The 19,573-nt window shown below is 49.7% G+C and carries 14 protein-coding genes; 9 read left to right on the forward strand and 5 right to left on the reverse strand.

From position 1 onward, the window contains the following. The 3 genes from MR847_RS03905 to MR847_RS03915 all read right to left on the reverse strand — a co-directional run. The coding region (locus tag MR847_RS03905) for a type IV toxin-antitoxin system AbiEi family antitoxin domain-containing protein (RefSeq protein WP_287722995.1) at positions 1-384 on the reverse strand (384 nt) is incomplete at its 3' end. 337 nt (positions 385-721) lie between these two features. Beyond that, a complete protein-coding gene (locus MR847_RS03910; protein WP_287722996.1) occupies positions 722-2,236 on the reverse strand; it encodes a LamG-like jellyroll fold domain-containing protein in 1,515 nt (504 codons plus the stop codon). Further along, a complete protein-coding gene (locus MR847_RS03915; protein WP_100426755.1) occupies positions 2,233-3,072 on the reverse strand; it encodes a TIGR02147 family protein in 840 nt (279 codons plus the stop codon). The genes MR847_RS03910 and MR847_RS03915 overlap by 4 nt, the downstream gene beginning before the upstream one ends. Before the next feature lie 118 nt (positions 3,073-3,190). On the opposite strand from MR847_RS03915, the gene MR847_RS03920 reads away from it, so the two are divergent. From MR847_RS03920 to MR847_RS03940, 5 genes are all read left to right on the forward strand, one after another. Further along, positions 3,191-4,459, forward strand: a complete 1,269-nt coding sequence (locus MR847_RS03920; RefSeq protein ID WP_287722997.1) for an exonuclease SbcCD subunit D C-terminal domain-containing protein — start codon at positions 3,191-3,193, stop codon at positions 4,457-4,459. Then, a complete protein-coding gene (locus MR847_RS03925) occupies positions 4,459-7,575 on the forward strand; it encodes an SbcC/MukB-like Walker B domain-containing protein (protein WP_287722998.1) in 3,117 nt (1,038 codons plus the stop codon). The genes MR847_RS03920 and MR847_RS03925 overlap by 1 nt, the downstream gene beginning before the upstream one ends. 225 nt (positions 7,576-7,800) lie before the next feature. Beyond that, positions 7,801-10,050: an alpha/beta hydrolase gene (locus tag MR847_RS03930; protein WP_287722999.1), complete on the forward strand. Its 2,250-nt coding sequence runs from the start codon at positions 7,801-7,803 to the stop codon at positions 10,048-10,050. Next, positions 10,050-11,210, forward strand: coding sequence for an NHL repeat-containing protein (locus MR847_RS03935; protein WP_287723000.1), 1,161 nt, complete (start codon positions 10,050-10,052; stop codon positions 11,208-11,210). Before MR847_RS03930 ends, MR847_RS03935 begins: the two co-directional genes overlap by 1 nt. After that, positions 11,207-11,914, forward strand: coding sequence for a PDZ domain-containing protein (locus tag MR847_RS03940; RefSeq protein WP_287723001.1), 708 nt, complete (start codon positions 11,207-11,209; stop codon positions 11,912-11,914). The genes MR847_RS03935 and MR847_RS03940 overlap by 4 nt, the downstream gene beginning before the upstream one ends. Before the next feature lie 77 nt (positions 11,915-11,991). On the opposite strand, the gene glgA is transcribed toward MR847_RS03940, so the two are convergent. Both glgA and MR847_RS03950 read right to left on the reverse strand, forming a co-directional pair. Next, entirely contained in the window at positions 11,992-13,224 is a 1,233-nt protein-coding gene (gene glgA / locus MR847_RS03945) for a glycogen synthase (protein ID WP_106519739.1), read from the reverse strand. A gap of 45 nt (positions 13,225-13,269) precedes the next feature. Next, on the reverse strand, positions 13,270-15,024 hold the full coding sequence (locus MR847_RS03950; protein ID WP_287723002.1) for a protein-disulfide reductase DsbD family protein: 1,755 nt from the start codon (positions 15,022-15,024) through the stop codon (positions 13,270-13,272). A gap of 122 nt (positions 15,025-15,146) precedes the next feature. Here MR847_RS03950 and MR847_RS03955 point away from each other — a divergent pair, with 122 nt between their 5' ends. The 4 genes from MR847_RS03955 to MR847_RS03970 are packed head-to-tail and all read left to right on the forward strand — an operon-like array spanning position 15,147 to position 19,529. Next, the gene (locus MR847_RS03955; RefSeq protein WP_157797866.1) at positions 15,147-15,668 is read left to right on the forward strand and encodes an RNA polymerase sigma factor; all 522 of its coding nucleotides are present in this window, start codon (positions 15,147-15,149) and stop codon (positions 15,666-15,668) included. Between the two features lie 21 nt (positions 15,669-15,689). Next, positions 15,690-17,891: a hypothetical protein gene (locus tag MR847_RS03960; protein ID WP_287723003.1), complete on the forward strand. Its 2,202-nt coding sequence runs from the start codon at positions 15,690-15,692 to the stop codon at positions 17,889-17,891. Between the two features lie 19 nt (positions 17,892-17,910). Then, positions 17,911-18,213 carry a hypothetical protein gene (locus MR847_RS03965; RefSeq protein ID WP_146139490.1) on the forward strand — a complete coding sequence of 101 codons (303 nt, stop codon included), beginning with the start codon at positions 17,911-17,913 and terminating at the stop codon, positions 18,211-18,213. Then, positions 18,210-19,529, forward strand: a complete 1,320-nt coding sequence (locus MR847_RS03970) for a CCA tRNA nucleotidyltransferase (RefSeq protein WP_287723004.1) — start codon at positions 18,210-18,212, stop codon at positions 19,527-19,529. The genes MR847_RS03965 and MR847_RS03970 overlap by 4 nt, the downstream gene beginning before the upstream one ends. The last annotated feature ends 44 nt before the right edge of the window (positions 19,530-19,573 follow it).

The raw sequence follows: 19,573 nt of genomic DNA on the forward strand, positions 1-19,573 counted from the left end.
GTAGCATTCCACCAGATGCCCAAGCGAAGTCTTGATTTTGCAAACCCCAAGTCTGTAGGATTCGTCGTGGGAATCCGTATGTATGGTGACGGAAGGCTTCGGAGAAAAAGGTCGATAGTTCTTGGGGCCGGTCACTTCGAAATAATCTGGGAGCTGGTCCGTTAGCCCATGCAAGAATAGTGCTGAAACGTATGAAAAGATGAATCTGGGATACTTGTATTGAAAAACAAGGTAATCGTCCCGGATCCATTGCTCCTGGGCGTAGAATCCCTTGTCTACCTTGACAAGGCCCTGCTTTCGCACGAAGTCAGTCAAGAACCACGAAGGAATCTTGTGGTTGTCAACTTGTTTTCGCGTGATATAGCCGCTGTTCGCGTTCAGCATTTTTTCCAGTTTCTTTTCGTTTGTTTCTTGCATTTCAAACTAAATATATAATAAAATGGTTTAAAATGCAAGTTTTAAATCTTTTTGCCCGCCACAGAGCATTAAAGACGCCAAAATCCCCGCGAAAATCAAGAACGACAGCACTTTCAACAGCAAGGTGATGGTGCATGCGTCTCCTGCGTCACCAGCCCCGAAAAGGGGCAATATACCTAGCACGATATATCAACCAGTTGCGGCATTGTGATAAAATCGTCGGAGTGGTTGATTATTTTCCTCGCGTCAAGAATTCTGTTTTACGAAGATTTGTGTGAGTCGAAAAGTTTGGGGATGGCATGATTCACCCGTCGACTTCTGTCCACGGAATTTGATCGGCGCGTTCCAGCTCGTAAATCAGACGGAGAGAATTCGAATCCAGCGTTCCACCGAGGATCTTGAATTCGTCCAGGATGCCTTCGAATCGGCTGTCGCCAAGGGTAAAGCTCTGCACGTTTCCAAAACCTTTCGAAAGTTCAAAGTCCGTGTTCCGAATGACTTTGCCGTCTTTGAGAATGGTGATGTGATGGCCGTTGATGGAAACAGCGTAATGATGCCAGTTGCCGTCGGCAATCTTGGAAGAGCCGTAAACGGTCGTGTCGGAAATGACGAGCGTATCCGAATCCACAAAGAGTTCCACGCCCAGGTTCTTGCTCGAACCGTTCTGTCGAATGACAATTCCGAGCGAATCTTCTAGGGCGGTGAAGAGCGCAATGCTCGAATCGCTTTCGAATGCGGACTTCTCGATTTTTGTCCAGAATGAAACGGCGAAATTGCCGTCTACGATGACAGGGAACGCCTTTACTGTATCCGGTTTATCGCCCGCGGCATAAGCTTTTGCCCCCGCCCAAACGCCTTCGGCGCTTAAAGAATCCCAGTGCATGCTGTAGCGCACCTGCGAAGAAAATACGGGCTGGATTTCGGAATTGAAAATGTAAAGCTTTTGGCTGGTCGATGCGCTCAAATCGACGGTCGGGAAAACGCTCCAGTAAAGGGTCGAATCCGCGGTGCTGTAAACCTTTTCGGTCGGCAACACAAAACCGTTGTCGTCCACCAGGAGCGGGGACGCTACTTTGTTCGAAATCCAAATCGGGAATGTGGCGGAATCCACATCCGTCTGGATTTTGGACTGTAACGAATCCGGGAGGGTGCGGCTCAAAATCAGCTGCGCTTTTGTTGCTTTGCCAGAAACCGTATAGGCTTCGCCTTCGTCGATTTCCATGTCAACGTAGTGAGTGGATATTTTCTGCGAGCTGTAAACCGTGAAGTAGCTGTAGTCGGCTTCCGGAATGGCCGTCAAAACAGCGATGCCGTTCGAAATGTCCGTGTCGGTAATGACGGTGCAGCTGAGCGTTCCGTTCAGGCAGAGCGTGTTGCCTGCCGAGATTTTGTACGCTTCGATGTCTATGGCGATTTCGGATGCGGTCGAAAGTTCCGTGTTCAAGGTGAGCGTGTTATTTTCCACGGTTTTCGTGTCGCTTTCAATTTCAAGTTCTTCCTTGGAAACGAGGTTCGATTCCGCATTTTCAAAAAGAACGGTGTATTCGCCATCGGCAAGATTGCAAAGCAAAATCTGATAGTTGCCGTTTTCATCGGAGACGGTCGAGTAGAGTATGCTGTCTGCGTGGGCGGTATAATCGCTTGCGACAACATAGACGGACGTGTGGGCGACGGCGTCGCCTGCGTGCGTGACGACTGTTCCAGCAAGCGTTTTGCCGGATTCCGTCGTGCTGATGACGCCCGCGTGATCGGAGCTGCTGCAGGCTGCAAGGATCAAGGCTCCGCCAGCGAGCATGGAATATTTTTTCCAAAGTGTCATGGCTTGGCCTCCGCGTCGAGATTCGAGAACAGGTGAATATTCATGTGGTAAACGCCGTCCGCTTTTTCCTGATCTTCGGCGACAATCTGGTGCGCCTTGGCCTTGAATGCCTGGAGCTCCGCTTCGAGCTTTTTGTAAGCGTTCTTCGAAAGGCTAAAGACGAGGGTGTTCATCACGTGCGGATTCTTGCTCGGGGTGAGCAAGGCTTCTTTCGAAAGTTCAAAACATTGGAGCTGGTATTCGCGAATCAGTTCGTCGTTGTTGTACGGGCCGCTCGAAATGGAATCCTTGGTCGGCTTCCAAAAACCGTCATCGTTTTTACGGATAAGGCCGAGTCGAGAAAGCAGTGCGATGGATTCGTTCAGCTTGCCGATCGTGACCTTGGGGAATATACGCTTTGCGACCGAGGAAAGGTCGTCGGAAACGTCCATCACGTCTAAAATAGCGAAGAGGGCGCTGTGATACCACTTGGCGTAATATTCATACGCGTCGGAATTCAAGAGCATCTGCGGGTGCGGATTGATCTTCAAGAGTTCTTCCATGGCGTCCTTGCGGACCGCATCCGATTTTGCCTGGTCGAGCTTGACCATGGATTCAAAGTATTTCGCTTCTTTGCGGTTGAGTTCCAAAACTTCGATGAACTTTTGGACCATGCGCGGGGAAACCTTTTTGCCGCGGAGGACATCGGCGAAGTAGCTTCGGGTTTTGGGAAGCCCGAGCCTTGCGCAGATTTCGGTACGGCTAAAAGAAGGCTCTACAAGAGCCCTTGCGCCTTGATATTCCGCGAGATACTTGCGAAAATGCGTATATTGAAAGATGTCGGTCAATTTTTCCACGTTCTTAATATAAATAAAAAGTCTAAAATTGAGAACGTTCTTATTTTTAAGGTGTGACAAAAGTCGCTTTTTTCGGAATTTGTCATTTTTGACAAAAAAACCGAACTAAATTTGCATTATGAGTCATACAGGATACCGCATTTTACATACATCAGACTGGCATTTGGGCAATTCCTTGCACGATCATTCGCGAATCGAGGAGTACCGGTCTTTTCTTGCAGAATTAAAGAAAATCATCGTTTTGAACGAAGTGGATGCGTTGCTCGTTTCGGGGGATATCTTCGATACAGGTTCCCCGAGCAATGCGGCTTTGGAACTTTATTACTCCTTTTTGACAAGCCTGAACGGAACGTGCTGCCAAAATGTGGTCGTGACCGCGGGCAATCACGATTCGCCGGCAACGCTCAATGCCACCCGTGAGCTGCTCGAACTTTTGAACGTGAAGGTCGTGGCGACCCCGGATGCGGAAAAGCATTTTGTAAACGAAGTCTTTGCGCTACCGAGTGAAGAGGCTCCGCAGGTCATCGTTTGCGCGGCTCCTTTCCTGCGCGATGCCGCTTTGCAATCGAGCCTTGGCAGTGAAAAGTTCGAAACGGATGAACAGTTCGTGCGTGCGGGAACAAAGGCGCATTTCGAAAAACTTCAAAAGCTCGCCCTGGAGCTGCGCGAAAAGCTCGGGAAGAATTTGCCGATCGTGGCGATGGCGCACCTTTATGCCGCCGGAGCTGCCCCTTCGGAAAATGCAGACGATACGGAATATACGGTCGTCGGCAATCTGGAAAATGTGAATTCGGAAATTTTCCCGCCGGTCTTCGACTATGTTGCCCTTGGGCACATTCACCGTTCGCAGAAGGTGGCCGGTGAAGATCGGATCCGCTATTCGGGATCTCCGCTTCCGATGGGCTTTGACGAAGCCCGTTCCCAGAGTGAAGTGCTTGTGGTGGATCTGGAAGAAGGAAAGCTTCCGGTCATTCGCCCGATGGGACTTTCTTTACCAAGAAAACTTGTGACGATTTCGGGCGCGGACCTTTCGGAAATCCGTGAAAAGGTTTTGCGTCAGGATAAAGAAACTCCGGGCGCCTGGATTCGAGTGCAGTTTACGGGTGCGGGAACCGTGGGAAGCCTCCGTCAAAATCTTGCGGAAGACTTTAAAAAGACGAGCCTTGAATTGGTGCATGCGGAATATGTTGCCCGTGTAGATAATTCGCACACGGCGATCGAAGAGGAAAAGGACCTTTCGGAATTTTCGCCGACAGAAGTTTTTACCCGTCGCATGGAAAATGAAAAAGATGAAATGGGACTTTCCCAGAATCCGGAATTGAAGGCGCGCGTGGAACTCGCATTCCAGGAAATTTTGAAGGCTGTTCAGGAAGGTCAGGTGGACTAATGAAAATTATCGCACTCCATTTTAAAAATGTGAATTCCCTCGCTGGGGAATGGAATATCCGTTTTGACGATCCTGCCTTTTTGCGCAATCATCTGTTTGCTATTTCCGGTCCGACGGGTTCGGGAAAATCTTCGGTACTGGATGCGATTTCGCTTGCGCTTTACGGTAAAACGCCGCGTCAGGACAATGTGTCGGACAAGCGTGGCGGTGTTTCGGTCGGCCCGGAACTCGTGATGACGACAGGAACCGGGGAGTCTTTTTCGGAAGTGATTTTTGAATCTGCCGGCAGCCGATACATGGCGGTTTGGAAGGTGCACCGCAGCCGTAATCGCGCCGATGGCGCAATTCAGGGCGTGGACCGCAAGATTCTTTTTGAAGAGAAAGGTTCTTTTGTCGCCAAAGATGAATATTCCAAATCGATCGAAGCCCAAAAGAAAATCGAAGAAGTCGTCGGACTGAACTTTGACCAGTTCATGCGCGCCGTGATGCTTCCGCAGGGAGGCTTTGACAGTTTCCTCAAATGCAAGCGTGAAGAAAAGGCGGCGATTCTCGAAAAACTTTCCGGCCAGGAAATCTACCGCAAAATTTCGAAAGCGGTCTATGAACGCAATAAGGCAGAAGATGCGCATTTGAAAGAACTGCAGAACCTGCTGAGCGGCATTCAACTGCTCCCGGAAAATGAAGAACGCGATTTGAAGGCTTGGATTGAAAACTCGAACAAGATCAAGGCTTCGAAGGAAGCGGAACTCAAAAAGAACGAAGAGTTCAAACGCATTCTCGGCGAAGTCGTGACCGCGGAAAAGGAATGTCAGGACTTGCGCAAAGCCGTAGAAGCGCTTTTGCTTGAAAATCGCAATCTGGAACCGGATCGCAAACGCCTTTCCCGTGGAAACGAAGCACAGCTTTTGATTCCGGAACTGGAAAAGCTCGAACTGATCCGCAAGGATTATGCGGCAAAGACTGCAGATAAAAAGAATCTGTTGCAGAAGATTCCAGAATGCGAACTGAACAGGCGTCAGGTCCAGACGGAACTCGATGCGAAGACTCGCGAAGAAGACCGCTTGCGTGCTGAAGATAAGGTGCGAGGCGAACTTCGCGAAAAGGTTTCGAAGTTGGATTCGGACATTATTCGCTTGGAACAGATCTGCAGCGAAAAGATTGCGGAAATCCGCGGCAAAAAGGCACGCCTCGAAGAACTTCGCCAGAAAAGCGTTCAGCTGAAGAATAGCCGTGCAGAAGTCGAAAAGGCTCTTGCGGAAAACGAAAACTACGAAAAGGCTCACCCGACGCACAAAATGCTCGAAAGCGAACAAGCGGTGATTTCGGACCGTTTGAATCATTTGGCCGATTCGAAAAATGCAGTTCTCAAGGCAAAAGATGCTTTGGTAGTCGCCAAGACCCGTCGCAATGAAGCGGAAAATATTTGGCGCAATCAGCTTTTGAATTTGAAGAACGTGAGCGAAGAACGCGATCGTTGTTTGTCGAACGATATGAATAAAATTGTGTCGTTTGTGCAGGCTTCGCTTTTGGACGGGGACATTTGCCCGGTGTGCGGTAGCCCGTATCACGCAGAACATGAAAAAACGGAATTTACCAAGGGCGATTTGACGGCGACGGCAGGGCGCTTGAACAGTCTGCAATCCCGTTACGAAAAGGCGAAGAATGCGCTTAGTGATGCGGAATACAGGCTCCATGCCGCAGACGACGTCATCAAGAATTGCGAAGAAGACGTCGTGAACAAGAACAAGGCTTCTTTGGAATCTTTCCAGATGGTCGTGGAAAAACTACGCCCGTTCGGTTTTGCGGAAGCGGATCTCGAAGTGCCTCAGATAGTTCTTTCGAAGATTCGCACCTGGGCTTCGCAGTGGAGCGCCTGCGTCAAGAATATCGAATCTTGCAAAAGACAGATCGCCGTTTTTGAAGCAAACGAAAATAGCTTGGCGCAAAATGTGGAAACCGCACAGGCGGACTTGCGCCTTCTCGAAGACGACCTGAGCAAGAAAAAGGCGGAAACCCAAGATCGCGTGATGGAACGTCAAAAACTTTTCGGATCTCGCGATGTGGCAGAAGACCGCCGTGAAAGCCAGGAAAAGATCGATGCCGTTGCCCAGTTGCGTGTGGAACTCACCGAAAAGCGCGAACGCTGCACGAAAAATCTCGCCTCGGTCCGTTCTGAGCTCGACACGATTTCGAGGCAGATTACGGAACGCGAACGCGAGAAGGAATCCTTGGATGCGGATCTCAAGGCAAAGCTGCGTGAGCACGGCTTCGGTTCGGAACAGGATCTGAAGAATGCTGTGATTCCGGAAGTGCTTCGCTTGCAGATTACGCAAAAGATTGAAAAGGTAACCGCGGATCTCGCCTTGAGCCAAGGAAAATCGCAACAGGCGGAAGAACGCTTGGATCACTTGCGTTCCTTGGATACGGGACATCAGACCTTGGAGACTGTGGCGTATAAGCTCGAAACCTTGGCAAAGGAAATTGCGGACCTTACCGAAGAATTGGGCAAGAAGACGCGCCTTTACACGGAAAACGATGTGGCGAAGAAAAACTTCCAAAAAGTAATCGTCGAAAAGGAAGCTCAGGATCAGAAGGTACACGTTTGGAGTACGCTGAATTCCTTGATCGGTAGCGCAGACGGTAAGAAGTTTGTGGAATATGTGCAGCAGCTGACTCTTCGCAAGTTGATTTCGGCGGCGAATAAACATTTGCACAGCTTGGATCCGCGTTACAAGATTGAAACCGATGAAACGGGCTTGAACATTTCGCTGTATGATGCGGAATGTGGAACGTCGCGTCCGTCGGCGAACCTGTCGGGCGGTGAAACGTTCTTGGTGAGCCTTTCGCTCGCCTTGGGACTGTCTTCGCTTGCGAGCCAGCGCGTTCGAATCGATACGCTGTTCCTCGACGAAGGTTTCGGTTCTTTGGATGAACATAAACTGCAGAAGGCAATCGAAGTGCTTCGCAATTTGGGTGAGCGCAGCGATAAGCTTGTCGGAGTTATCTCTCACGTGGGCCGCTTGAAGGAAGAAGTTTCGAATCATATCGAAATCATTCCGTCTGGAAGCGGACACAGCCAGATTGTGGGACCGGGCGTTTCTATGGGAGTCGTCTAAAATCTTCTAAATATTTGACAAAATATGTCATGATTAAAATGATTAATCGCTGAAGATTTTGAAAATAAAAAAGCCGCATCCTTGACGGGTGCGGTTTTCTCTTTTATAATTCAAGACGGTTTAGCTCGGGCGCGGCAATTTCTTTGAGGAGAGCGCCTTTTTATAAATCAAAAAATTCTTACGGCTTATCGCCGATTTTCAAAAACATTTTCTGAGGAGAAATCCATGAAGCTTTTGAACAAAGCTTTGCCTTTGATCGTCTTGTCTTCGGTCGCTTTTGGAGTTGCGAAGACAGACAGCACCTTGCTCTATTTTGCAGAAGGGAATAGCAAAAATTCTTTGACATATCCCGGAAGCCCTGTGGCCGCAAGTAAAATCCAAAACCCTAAAGCGAGCTTTTCGCCGAATACCTATTGTACGGATATCGGCTCCAATGGAAAGTTCAACAAGAACGCTTTTCAGCTGACCCATTTGAAGTACAGCTTTAACAAGGATTATAAAAAAACACGTCCAAACGGTTCGCCTTACATCGAATGCCATTATGCCGCGGAATATAAGGTCAATTGCGGAAACGGTCTTTCGTATAAGGGAGACTTTAAATGGGGAATTTCGACGGTGGGGAAGTCGAGCAGCAAATGGACAGACGTTCCCCTTTCGGAATACAATGCGACGACGGGCAAGTTCTTACCGAAAAAGGCTTGCCGCGATTTGAATCGTGTTCCGACCGAAGAAATCTTTAAAATCTGGAACGGCAGAAAGGTTGCCTTCCCCGAAAAAAAGAACGGTTCGAAGAAGCTCGCCCGTCCTGTCGTTTTTGTGCCGGGGCATAATTCTTCGTTCATCGCTTTTGGCGCTCAACCGATTGGGAAAACGGACCCGAGCGATGCGAATTATTTGAACGGAAACGTTTCCGGCTATGATGACGGATCTTTGCCGGATATCATCGCCCGAGACCAGAATCTAGACGTGAGCGCAAAGGGAATCAACAAGAACGGTTTGTACTTCTTCACGGCACCTTACGAAAAGAAGAACGGCAATCTGGTGCAGGTCCTGCCGCAGTGGAAGAACAATCAGAGTAAAAAGTCTATTTCTTTTGCGCTTTACAAGTATCTTGAAAATGTTTTGGCAAAGCATTACGGAAAGAACTGGTGGAAGAGTGATAAGAATCAGGTCGACCTGGTGGCGCACAGTCAAGGCGGTCTTGTCGTCCGCGAAATGCTCCGAGGCTTGCGCGCAAATTCCAAGCTTTACCCGGTGGGCAACAAGAATGCGGCGAACCATATCCGTCGTGTTGTGACGGTGAATACGCCGCACTTTGGCTCGGAACTGGCTGATGATTACAAGACAATCCAAAAGTCTTATCCGGCAGTAGCCGCTTTCATCAAGGAAGTTCAAGACCAGAAGAATATGGAAAGCAAAACGAAGCAGAGCTATTACAAGAACCAGACTCTTCTTTACGCCAAGGTGGATAAGGATCTCAAGAAGTTCTTCCAGGAAGGCGCAAGCAAGAATGCGGCGAATATGATGCTTCAGCAGCTGAATTTAGATAGACCGGTGTTGAGCGCCATCGGCGAAAGCCTTTTCCCGACGAGTTTTCTCACGGGAATGCTCGGTGCCGCAACCGATGTGAGCGTCCGTTTAACGGGTAGTTACGTCGGCGATTTCAAACTGCAAACGAATTACCGTGTGATGGGCGGTCTTTTATCCAAGAGAGAAACGAAAAAGATTGACTTCTTGAAGCCTTTGCGCGATACGCTTTGGGCTTGGCACGTGGACGGAAGCCATCTTGCAACGCATTCCTCCTTTGTGCAGGCTTTGACAAAAGAAGGCTATCCCAAGCTTCCGAACGGCAAAAAGGTTCAGATGCGTCCGATGTTCTCTTCGGACATGCGAGGCATTCGCAATTACATGATGAATCAGCTCGCGGAAGGCAGTACAGAATTCTGCAGAGGCAGTGACGTCGCCAAGAGCAGTTGCTTCTCGGTCACAACCTTTATCAATACGCTTCTTTACAAGTCTAAGGGCTTAAAGCTTTCCCAGTTCGAAGGCGTTCAAAAGTGGCTCGACTTCTACAACAATTTGATGGAAGAATGGCTCGGTTCGAGCGATTTACTTGTGACTTCTTACAGCCAGCAGTTTATGGATAAAAAGAAAAAGCTCGGCCCTAAATACCAAAAAGAATTTTTGCAGCCGCGCACTTATACCATTTCTCTTTCGCAGATGCCGAATGTTTCCCCGTTCAACTTTATTCCGCACGGAGACGTTCTGGACTACGGCTCGGTCGATAATTCCAACTACAATCTTCACCTGAAGATGATTAAACACGAAGGCGCTCCGCGTAAGGGCTTGGACCTTTACTGCGCCCTAGATGATTCCAAGTGCAATCTCGTCAAAAAGAAGATTCAGTACAAGAAGGCTGCTGCCATCGGCGGAATCGTTTGGGCGGACGTCGAAAAAGTCCTGGGTGGTGCATAATGAAATGGCTCCTGTTCGCCCTGTTGATTTTCCTCGGCGCGTGTTCGTCCAAGGATAAATCTTCCGAAAATTTGACTCCCAAGAAAGCTCTCGGTTGGACTTCGGCAGGTCTTTCTGTCGATGCTTCGGATGCAGCAGCGATTGGAACGGGCATTGAATCCGTTACAAGTGTCGGCGAATATCTCTTTGCCAGGAACGATCGCGTTCTCGATGGAGAAAGGCGCTACCAGCTTTTCATTGGAAAGGTAGGGAGCCTTTTGTGGAAAGAACTTGAGCTTCCCGGTGGCGATGTGCCGAATGTTTTGTTTGCGGACAGCGGAATGCTCTTTGTCGGAACGTACTGGAGTCACGGCGGAGCACATCTTTGGAAGTTCAATCCGCAGACGGAAACGTGGACGGAGTTCCTGCTTCCCGAAGTTTCCAAGGCGTACCCGATTTCCGATACCGCATACGGTATCGATGGGATTGCAAAATTCCAAGGTCGCTTAGTGCTGTCGCTTTCCCATGGAAAAATGGGCGAACGCAATCCCATCTATTTTGAACAGCCAGACGGTTCCTGGAAAATCTTCAACGAAGGTTTTCCCGCCGAAGAATCCTTTATGCGTGCCGTGGAATGGAACGGTTCCCTCTTCGCCATGACCTATGGGAACGGCATTGTGCGATTCGATACTTCGTGTACAAAATGGAAAGCGCTTTCGGCTCCACAGCTCGTTTGCGAAAACGGAACGTGGAACGCCTCGTCGACGCTTGCAAGGGATGCTGTGAAAAATGAAAACGGATTGCTGGTGGGCTATGCAAATCTCGAAGGGTTCTTTGGACTTTCTGAAGCGGAAACGTGGACGCCCAAAGTAGACTGCTCGCTTCTTCTGCAAAATGAAGACGTGCAACTTCTTTCCCGTTCGCCTGCTTCCGTGTACCGAATCCTTCCGTTTCAAAACCGCTTTATCGCTCTCGGTGAAGGCTCGGCGATTTACTCTCCCAAGGAAAATCGCTGGAACGCTCTTCCGCCGATTCCGGGCGTTGCGGAAATCTTAGACGGTGTACTGGTAAAGGACACGCTTTACGTCGCCGCGTTCCAAAAGGGCGTCATGAAACTCCCGACGTCATCTTTGGATTCTTTACTTCAAAATCAAACAGTTCTTTCGGAGGTTTTCGAATGAAAAAATTATGGGCTTTGGGCCTGCTTGCTTCGGCTCAGATCGGCATTGCCGCCGAATCGTTCGGCGGAATCGGTCTTGCCATTTATCCTTCTGAATCCGGCGCAGAAGTCGCTCACGTTGTACAGGGTTCCGCTGCAGAAAAGGCGGGCATCGTCATCGGAGATTTTCTGCTTTCGGCGAATGGTGTTCCGCTCGAAGGGGAAAGTTTGGAATACGACATGGAAGTCCTCCGTGGAAATCCGGGCGAATCTTTGGAACTTTCTGTGCAACGGGATGGTGAAATTTTGACGCTTCATCTTGAACGTGAAAAGCTTGTGGTGCAGTCGGAAACGGAAAACGCGCAGGCGCTTTTCAACAAATCCGCGAACGAGGAAATGGTGCACCTGGATGACGTAGAACTTGCGACGTTAAACGCCCAGGTTTACGCATCCAAAAGTTTGAGCTCCGCTGAAGAAACGCCTCGGAATATTCAGAACCTTTCGGACTTTTCCCGTGGAGAAATCGCATTTGAACTTTCGGAATCGGGAACGGCTCATTTGACGGTCCTTTCGGCGAAGGGCCAAAAGGTACGTTCGATGCAGTTCGAAGGCTCTATGGGTGCAAACCGTATTTCTTGGAACGGCAGTATGCTTCCGGCGGGAAATTACCTTGTACGTGTTTCGCAGAATGGAAATACGCTCTACTTTCAGGGAGCGCTTCGCTAAAAGTTCTCCTATAGCCTCATTCTAAAAAGAAAAGGAGCCGCAACGCGACTCCTTTTCTTTTTTTCAAAGAGAGAAGCTTACTTTCTCGGACCTTCTGCCTTGTAACGGGAAATGACCGTTTCGTAAAAGTTAAAGGTCTGCTTGGCAATGCTCTTCCAGCTGAACACGTCGATGGCGCGCTGCCTGCTCGCTTCGCCGTACTGCTTTGCCAAATCTGGATTGTCGAGAAGTACGTTCAGCTTTTCGGCGAGAGCGCACTGGAACTTTTCGGGATCCTTTGGTTCAAAGTTCGTAGCCGAAGTCGGTTCGAGCGGAACGAGGAAGCCTGTTTTGCCGTCCACGATGATTTCCGGAATGCCTCCGACGGCGCTTCCGACGACAGGTGTTCCGCAGCTCATCGCTTCCAAGTTGATGATGCCGAACGGTTCGTAAAGGGACGGGGTGACGAATGCGGTTGCATACGTGTAAAGAACGCGCAGTTCCTTGTGATTCATCATTTCTTGAATCCAGAAAATGCCATCACGGGTCTGCTTCAAAGCATTGATCTTGCTTTCACATTCCGCGGCGAGTTCCGGGGTGTCCGGGGCGCCTGCGCAAAGCACGACCTGAACATCCTTTCGAATGTGCGGGATTGCACTGATCAACTGCGAAATTCCCTTCTGACGGGTAATGCGTCCGACGAAGAGAATGAAAGGCTTGTCCTTGTCGATGCCGAACTTGTCGAGAACTTCCGGTTCAAAAGTTGGCTTGTAAAAATCCGGGTCAATGCCGTTGTAAATCACTTGAACGCGGTCTGCGGGAACGCCGTAGAGTTCCATCACGTCGCGCTTCATTTCTTTGGACACGGCGATCACGCCGTCGGCTGTCTGGTAGGCAGAACGTTCGATCCAAGTGCTCATCTGGTAGCCACCGTTACCGAGCTGTTCCGCTTTCCACGGACGATGCGGTTCAAGGGAGTGGGTCGTGAGCACGAGCGGGCATTCAAAAAGCTTGCTTGCAACGACACCGCCAAAGTGGCTGTACCATGTGTGGCAATGCACAATGTCAATGTTTTTCAGACTGCTGGCCCACTGCAGGTTAATGTCGAGCGGGTTCAAAATCTTGGACATGCGCGGGTCAACCGGCTTCGAATCGAGCTTTGGCGCAAATCCCAGAGCGTGCAGGTTCTTTTCAAAATCGTTCTGCTGGCCAAAAGCGCGGGCTTCGATTTCGCAATGAGCGCGAAGTTCGCGGGAAAGGAACTGAACGTGAATGCCGGCACCGCCATAGATGTCGGGAGGAAATTCATTGGTAAGAAGAGCGACTTTCATACTATCAAATCTATTTTAATTCCAAAAAATATGCACGCTTTCTGTTTACTTCAACGCATCTTCAATGTCCTCAAGCGTCAAAATTTCGGAAAGAACGTTCCATTTTTGTGATTTTGGATTGTAAACAGCATAGGCGGGGACGCCACTCTTTCCAAGGTTGCGAAGGAGATTCGTGACTTCTGCGCTTTCGAGCGTGTAATCGGCGCGTACAAGAATCGCGTTGGCGTCCGACAGAACTTTCTTCACATCTTCGCGCGACAGCACGACCGCTTCGTTTGTTTTGCAGGTTAAGCACCAGTCCGCGGTCACATCGATAAAAATCGGCCTCCCTTCTTGGGCGAGAACCTTCCAGTTCGCTTCGGAGTAATTGTACCAGCCGTCTTCACCCAAAGTCTTTTCGGCAGCGGCACGAGACTTTGCCTCAATCACGCTTTGGACTGCCGGCTTTCCGCCGAGGAACCATGCCGAGAACAAAAAGCCTGTCACCGCCAAAAGGAAAACCGGTTCGCGAATAAAAGGTTTATTCGGGCGAGCGAACTTTCCAAAGATCACCGAAAGGAGCATGGCGCAGAGCCCAAACGTTGCAATGATGGCTGCGCCTTCTGCACCGGTCATCTGGAAGCCAACCCAAACGAGCCAAATCGCCGTACCGAGCAAAAAGATGCCGAGAACCTTTTGGAACTTCGCCATCCAGATTCCGGGTTTCGGGAAAACCTTCAAAACCTTCGGGAAGATCGCGACCAAAATATACGGGAATGCAAGACCGAGCGCCGCTACCGTAAAGAACACAAAAAGAATAGCCGCACTCTGCGTAAAGGCAAACCCCATGGCGGTCCCGAGGAACGGAGCAGAACACGGTGTGCTCAAAAGCACCATCAGAACGCCACTCAAGAAGGCGCCTGCAAGTCCTTCCTTGCGCGTCGCCGCGTCCATCTTGGTAAGAGCGCTTCCCGGCAAAAAGATTTCAAAAAATCCGAACAAATTCATTGCAAATGCCGAAAGCAGCACCACCATAAAGGCGACAAAACCCGGATTTTGAAACTGGAAACCCCAGCCCGCATTTCCGCTGCCCGCTTTAATCAAAGAAACAATTCCGGCGAGCACCCAGAACGAAGTGAGAATTCCTAAGACCAAAGAAACGGTCAGCTTCCAAAGGCGCGCCCGGGTTTCGCCCGCGTTGCGGACAAGGCTAAAAAGTTTTAAGAAAAGCACCGGCAAAACGCATGGCATCAAGTTCAAAATCAGGCCGCCCAAAAAGGCGAGTCCCAAAAGCAGAGCTAGGGAGTCATGGGAGTTTTTTTTTGAAGATTCTTCGAACTTTGATTCGAGCTTGAGCTCCAAGGCAGCGTGTACGGTTTGCGGAGCAAGGCAGATCTGGCTGCAAGCCTGGTAGCCGAATTCCACGTTGGTCGTGCTGGTGTCATAATCGGCGGCAATGGCTTTCACTGGAATCTTCACTTCAAAAGTTCCCTTGAAAACGAGATTCTCAAAATCCAGCGCTTCGCTGTATTCCTTGATCGGTTCCGGCCAAATCGCTTCGCCAAATTCTATGCCGCGCGCCTGAATGTCCAAAGTCGAAGGTTTTAAAAACGGATCCGCGGGAATGTTCGCATTCACGTGCCACTTTTCAGGAATCGTGATTTGCACGGTCACCTGGGTTCCAACCTTTGTCGCTTCGGACGGGTAAAGAATTTCCATCTTCGGCGGAGCCATGCCGTTCAGGTTCACACTGCCGACGTCTAGGTCAAAGCTTTCCGCAAAGGATTGCGAACAAAAGAAGAACAAAATGACCCAAAGCATGCTCTGCAACTTATAAGTGGCTAAAACTTTTTTTTCAATCGTTTTCAAAACAAAGGACTCCTTTGTATAGTTATCTTTGGCAATGTCGTTTTTGGATGCTCAAGCTGAGGGAGCGGAGCATTATGGCCACCATTCAGGGACCAGTTCGCAATCAAGATATATTGAACTTTTGGAATCGCCATCGGAACCAAATTTACAAATTGTGTTCCCGTAAAATACGAGACGACGTGCCGATTCAGGATCTTCTGCAAAATGTATACATCCGCTTGCATACGCACTTTGAAGACGTGTGTCATCTACAAAATCCAGGTCGATGGCTGTACCGAGTTGCAGAAAACCTCTGCAATGATGAATTTCGCCATAAAATGCGGGAACAATGCGTCTGTGAAAGCTTTTACCACTATCAGGTCAGCCGGAATGCGGCAAATCAAAAACAACTGTTCGATGAGCAGGATGTAAACACGCTTCTTGACCGAATTTCGCCAAATATGGGAACACTGGTCGATTTGCACTATCTCAAAGGATTTTCTGTACACGAACTGTCCGAAATGACGGGGATCAAGCGTTCCACCGTCGCCAAAAAGATCTGTGTATCGATCGGAAAAATGCGGGAAAATGTCGTGGACTCGGTAAAAAAGTCTTAAAGAATTTGGTAATATTAAAGAGTGAAGTTGATTCTCCGCTCTTTCCTCTTTTTTATCGTGTCTGTCGCTTTCGCGGCAGATGGCTGGAATAATTTCTCCCGTACAGAAAATTTCTACGCGGGAGCCGTTGCGAATGGAACGCTGATTCTTGCGACCGATGGCGGCGTCCGTTTTATCTATTCGAATGGATTTTCCGAGGTCTATTCGTCGGAAGACGGTCTCGAATCATCGATTATCTACGGTGTCGTCCATGCGGCGAACGGAGAAATTTTGACCGTTTCCGATAAGGGCCTAATCGCCACTTATGAGGGTAACGGAAGATTCATTACGGTGAACCGTTCTTATGCTTCGAACGGGACAGAACTTGTGCAGGGGCTTGCAGTCACGTCGGATTCGATTTTGGTCCTCGGTTTCCGCGATAAAATTTCCTTTTTCGATTACGTGAGCCGAAAGTCCGTGATGACGCTTTCGCGCATTGGGGACGTTTCCTTGAAGGCGCTTTCTCCTTCGGCAATGCTTGTCCAGGGGGATTCTCTTTTTGTCGCCTTGGGTTCGGAAGTGTATGTGCGTGAAGTGAATTGGCAAGCTCTCGCGCAAGATATTTTACTTGCCGATCCGGATTCCTGGACTTTGGCCGGTTCGTATGATAGCGGAGATACGGCGAAGGTTACAATTCGGCATCTCGCATGGAACAAAGGCGCTCTTTCGGTGAGCTTTGACAAAACGCTTTCTCCGATTGTCGCTTTGAAGGACACGCTTTCGGCAGGCAAGTTTGCCAATCTTTGGAAGAATGACAGTTCCAAGGTGCAGCAGGTTCTAGAAAGCGAAGAAGGCGCCTATTTGGTGGGGAAGGATTCCGTCTGGTTCTATAATGGGGCGGAACTTTCGAATGTGTCCGCTTGGTCGTATTTCCCGCTCAGGACCCCGTATGCGGCAACGCCTTATGTGGGCGGTAAAGGCGGTGTGACGGTTTACTCGACCTATGGAGAATTCGGCTGGAGCGATGGCGGAGGTTGGGTTTCTCAAGAAGCGCCAAACGATCTGGGTTTTTACGGTGGAATGGAAGCCTATGACCGTTTGCTGAAGAATGTTTCGACCTTGGCGGACGGGAATGTCTTGGTCGGTATTTGGGGCTTTGGATTTCGCATGCATCCGGACAATGGAACGAATCGCGGTGTGGAAATTTCGCCTTCGGAAAATACCTGCGTCGAAGAATACTTCACGGATTTCATCGTGCCGGTGGGCATTACCCCTTCGCCGGATAGCATCGGTTGGCTTGTCAGCTACTGGGGAAAATCTGCGTATGGTATCGCTTACATCGACGAATCGGGCAGCGTAAGCTGTGCAAATGGGGTAGGTAGCGGCAAGTTTGCAGGACCTTTGCGCGCCTCCTGGTCCGATGACAGCACCGAGTGGATTCTTTATTCTTCGGCGGGCAGAACGGAAGGTACAGAAGGATCCGGTCTTTTGGATATTTTCACGATTACGCCGATTTCGCAGACCGGTGGGGAACTGAAGATTGTAGAACAGATGACGGTGCCGACTCCCGACAACAGATACTTGATCGATATGGATTTGGATAAGGCTGGTCGCCTGTGGGCGATTACCTATTCTACGATCGCCTATTGGGAAGTGGGAATGGATTCCGTCCAGCCGCCACATAAAACTTCGAACTTTGAACAGGCGAGTTTGACATCTTTGGCGATGGATCCAAACGATCGTCTATGGGTGGGAACGCTTGGCAGTGGCGTTTATATGATCAAAAAGGTCGCGTCGAATCCAGACACCATGAAGGCGACGAAGTTTGTAACGCGCAACGGCCTGATGAATGACATCGTTTACGACGTCGCCATTGACGCCCGGTTGGGAATCGCCTGGTTCGTCCACAAGAACGGCATGTCCGCATACTCGCGCAGCGACCTGCGAGAAACAGAAGCTTACATGACATCGAAAGGCCCAGAAGTCAAAGTTTACCCGAATCCGGTCCATTTGAACTGGGGTCAGCAGATCAAGTTTGAAAACGTCGCCGAAGATGCAACCATTTCCGTGTACAATTCAGGTGCGCACTTGGTGAAGTTCTTCGCCGGAGATGAATTGGACGGTGGACGCGTCACTTGGGATGGAAAGGATCGCCGCGGTGTTTACGTCGCCCCGGGCGTTTACCACTACCTTATCAAGAAAGGCTCCAAAAAGAAGCAGGGAAAACTGCTGATTTTGCACTGATCGATTCCGCAGAGGTTTTATGAAAAATTTGGGATTTGTCTTGCTTTCGGCATTTTTGATCGCGGGCTGTGCTTCGCAACGTCAAAAGCCTGTCTGCGCTGAAATCGAATACCGCTTGAATCACACGGCGATGTCCCCGGACCAGCGAGAATGGACACGCCAAGAACTTGAACAGTGCCGTGCGGAACAGGAAGAATACGCCAAGTCCGATTCGCTTACGAACAAGTTCAAAAAGAGCATCTATGAACTTTACGCGGATTCCAAAAAGGATTCTGTGGTCGCAGACTCGTCGAACATCCCGTCCGAGGAAGTCGTTAAATGAATCTCGACAAGGTCCGTTCCGATATCCCGAAACGTTTAATGCAGATAGCCGAAGGCATCCGCGATGTCGGCGGTAAATGCTACCTCGTCGGAGGCTTTGTCCGCGACGCCATGCTCGAACGTTCTTCCCGTGATTTTGACGTGGAAGTTTACGACATCGACCAGGAGACTCTTCTCGGCGTCCTCCAAAAGTTTGGCCGCCCGAATCTAGTCGGTAAAGCTTTTGGCGTAGTGCACCTCGTGACTCACGGCCTTGAACTGGATTTTTCCTTTCCGCGTACCGAAAGTAAAATCGGGGAAGGCCATCGGGGCTTTCTCGTCGAAACGCATCTGCACCTGACTTTTAAGGAAGCCGCTCGCCGCCGCGATTTTACAGTCAATGCCATGGGGCTTTCCTTGCCGGATTTGGAACTTTCCGACCCTTACGGCGGAAAGAGCGATTTGGAAAAGGGAATTTTACGCCATGTATCAGCGGCTTTTGCCGAAGATTCCCTTCGCGTTTTGCGGGGCGTTCAATTTGCGTCCCGGTTCTCGTTGCGGCTTGCGCCGGAAACCGCAGAGCTTTGCCGTTCGCTCTCGCTTGCCGATCTTTCTTCGGAACGCATTTTCGAAGAATTCAAAAAGTGGTTGCTCAAGCCCGGCAAACCGAGCATCGGCCTTCAAGCGTTCCTCGAAATGGATCTCGGCAGGTTCTTCCCCGAAATCCGGCCGCTGAATGGTTCTTTTGAGAACTTGGGGAATTTTCTCGACAGGGTCTCCGGTGAACTTTCAAATGTTCCGGACCTCACGTCGCAAGAAGTCCTCGCCTTTACCGCACTCCTTTCCGGAGCGGAGAACGTCCAAAAAGTGAATGCCTTCCTTTCGCGGATTACAAATGAAATTCATCTGCTCAAACGGATTCCACTTTTGTATCGGTTTGTACCGAGCTTGCTCGATCATGCGAACGAACAGAGCTTTGACGCGGAATTTTTACGTCGCGCTTCCGTGGAACAGAACGGATTGTTCCTTGCGTATCTGTATTTGAAATCGACACCGCTTCTCGCAAGCGAAATGCGTGTCGTGCTTGCGGAAAAATTCAAAACCGCTGCCGAAAGTCTGAATGTCTTTACGAACCCGCCGGAACCGCTTTTGAAAGGCGCGGATTTAATCCAAATGGGCCTGCGTCCGGGTCGCCTTTTTGGAGAGCTTATCAAGGAAGAATTTGAATGGCAGTTGCAAGGGAAGATTTCTTCCCATGAAGAGGCTCTGGCTTTTGCCAGAAATCGCTTGGAATCCGATTCCGTACGCAAAAACGTTTCGTTATCATCGAAAAATTAAATTTAAGAGGAATTCCAAATGGACTTTGTCAAGACATCCGAAGC

It is taken from the genome of Hallerella sp. (assembly GCF_022776125.1).
Classification (GTDB): domain Bacteria; phylum Fibrobacterota; class Fibrobacteria; order Fibrobacterales; family Fibrobacteraceae; genus Hallerella; species Hallerella succinigenes.

Excerpts from the sequence above, each read along its gene's own strand:
- MR847_RS03910 (WP_287722996.1), bottom strand. The coding sequence starts at position 2,236 with ATGACACTTTGGAAAAAATATTCCATGCTCGCTGGCGGAGCCTTGATC.
- MR847_RS03920 (WP_287722997.1), top strand. The coding sequence starts at position 3,191 with ATGAGTCATACAGGATACCGCATTTTACATACATCAGACTGGCATTTG.
- MR847_RS03925 (WP_287722998.1), top strand. The coding sequence starts at position 4,459 with ATGAAAATTATCGCACTCCATTTTAAAAATGTGAATTCCCTCGCTGGG.
- MR847_RS03930 (WP_287722999.1), top strand. The coding sequence starts at position 7,801 with ATGAAGCTTTTGAACAAAGCTTTGCCTTTGATCGTCTTGTCTTCGGTC.
- MR847_RS03935 (WP_287723000.1), top strand. The coding sequence starts at position 10,050 with ATGAAATGGCTCCTGTTCGCCCTGTTGATTTTCCTCGGCGCGTGTTCG.
- MR847_RS03940 (WP_287723001.1), top strand. The coding sequence starts at position 11,207 with ATGAAAAAATTATGGGCTTTGGGCCTGCTTGCTTCGGCTCAGATCGGC.
- glgA (WP_106519739.1), bottom strand. The coding sequence starts at position 13,224 with ATGAAAGTCGCTCTTCTTACCAATGAATTTCCTCCCGACATCTATGGC.
- MR847_RS03950 (WP_287723002.1), bottom strand. The coding sequence starts at position 15,024 with ATGCTTTGGGTCATTTTGTTCTTCTTTTGTTCGCAATCCTTTGCGGAA.
- MR847_RS03955 (WP_157797866.1), top strand. The coding sequence starts at position 15,147 with ATGGCCACCATTCAGGGACCAGTTCGCAATCAAGATATATTGAACTTT.
- MR847_RS03965 (WP_146139490.1), top strand. The coding sequence starts at position 17,911 with ATGAAAAATTTGGGATTTGTCTTGCTTTCGGCATTTTTGATCGCGGGC.
- MR847_RS03970 (WP_287723004.1), top strand. The coding sequence starts at position 18,210 with ATGAATCTCGACAAGGTCCGTTCCGATATCCCGAAACGTTTAATGCAG.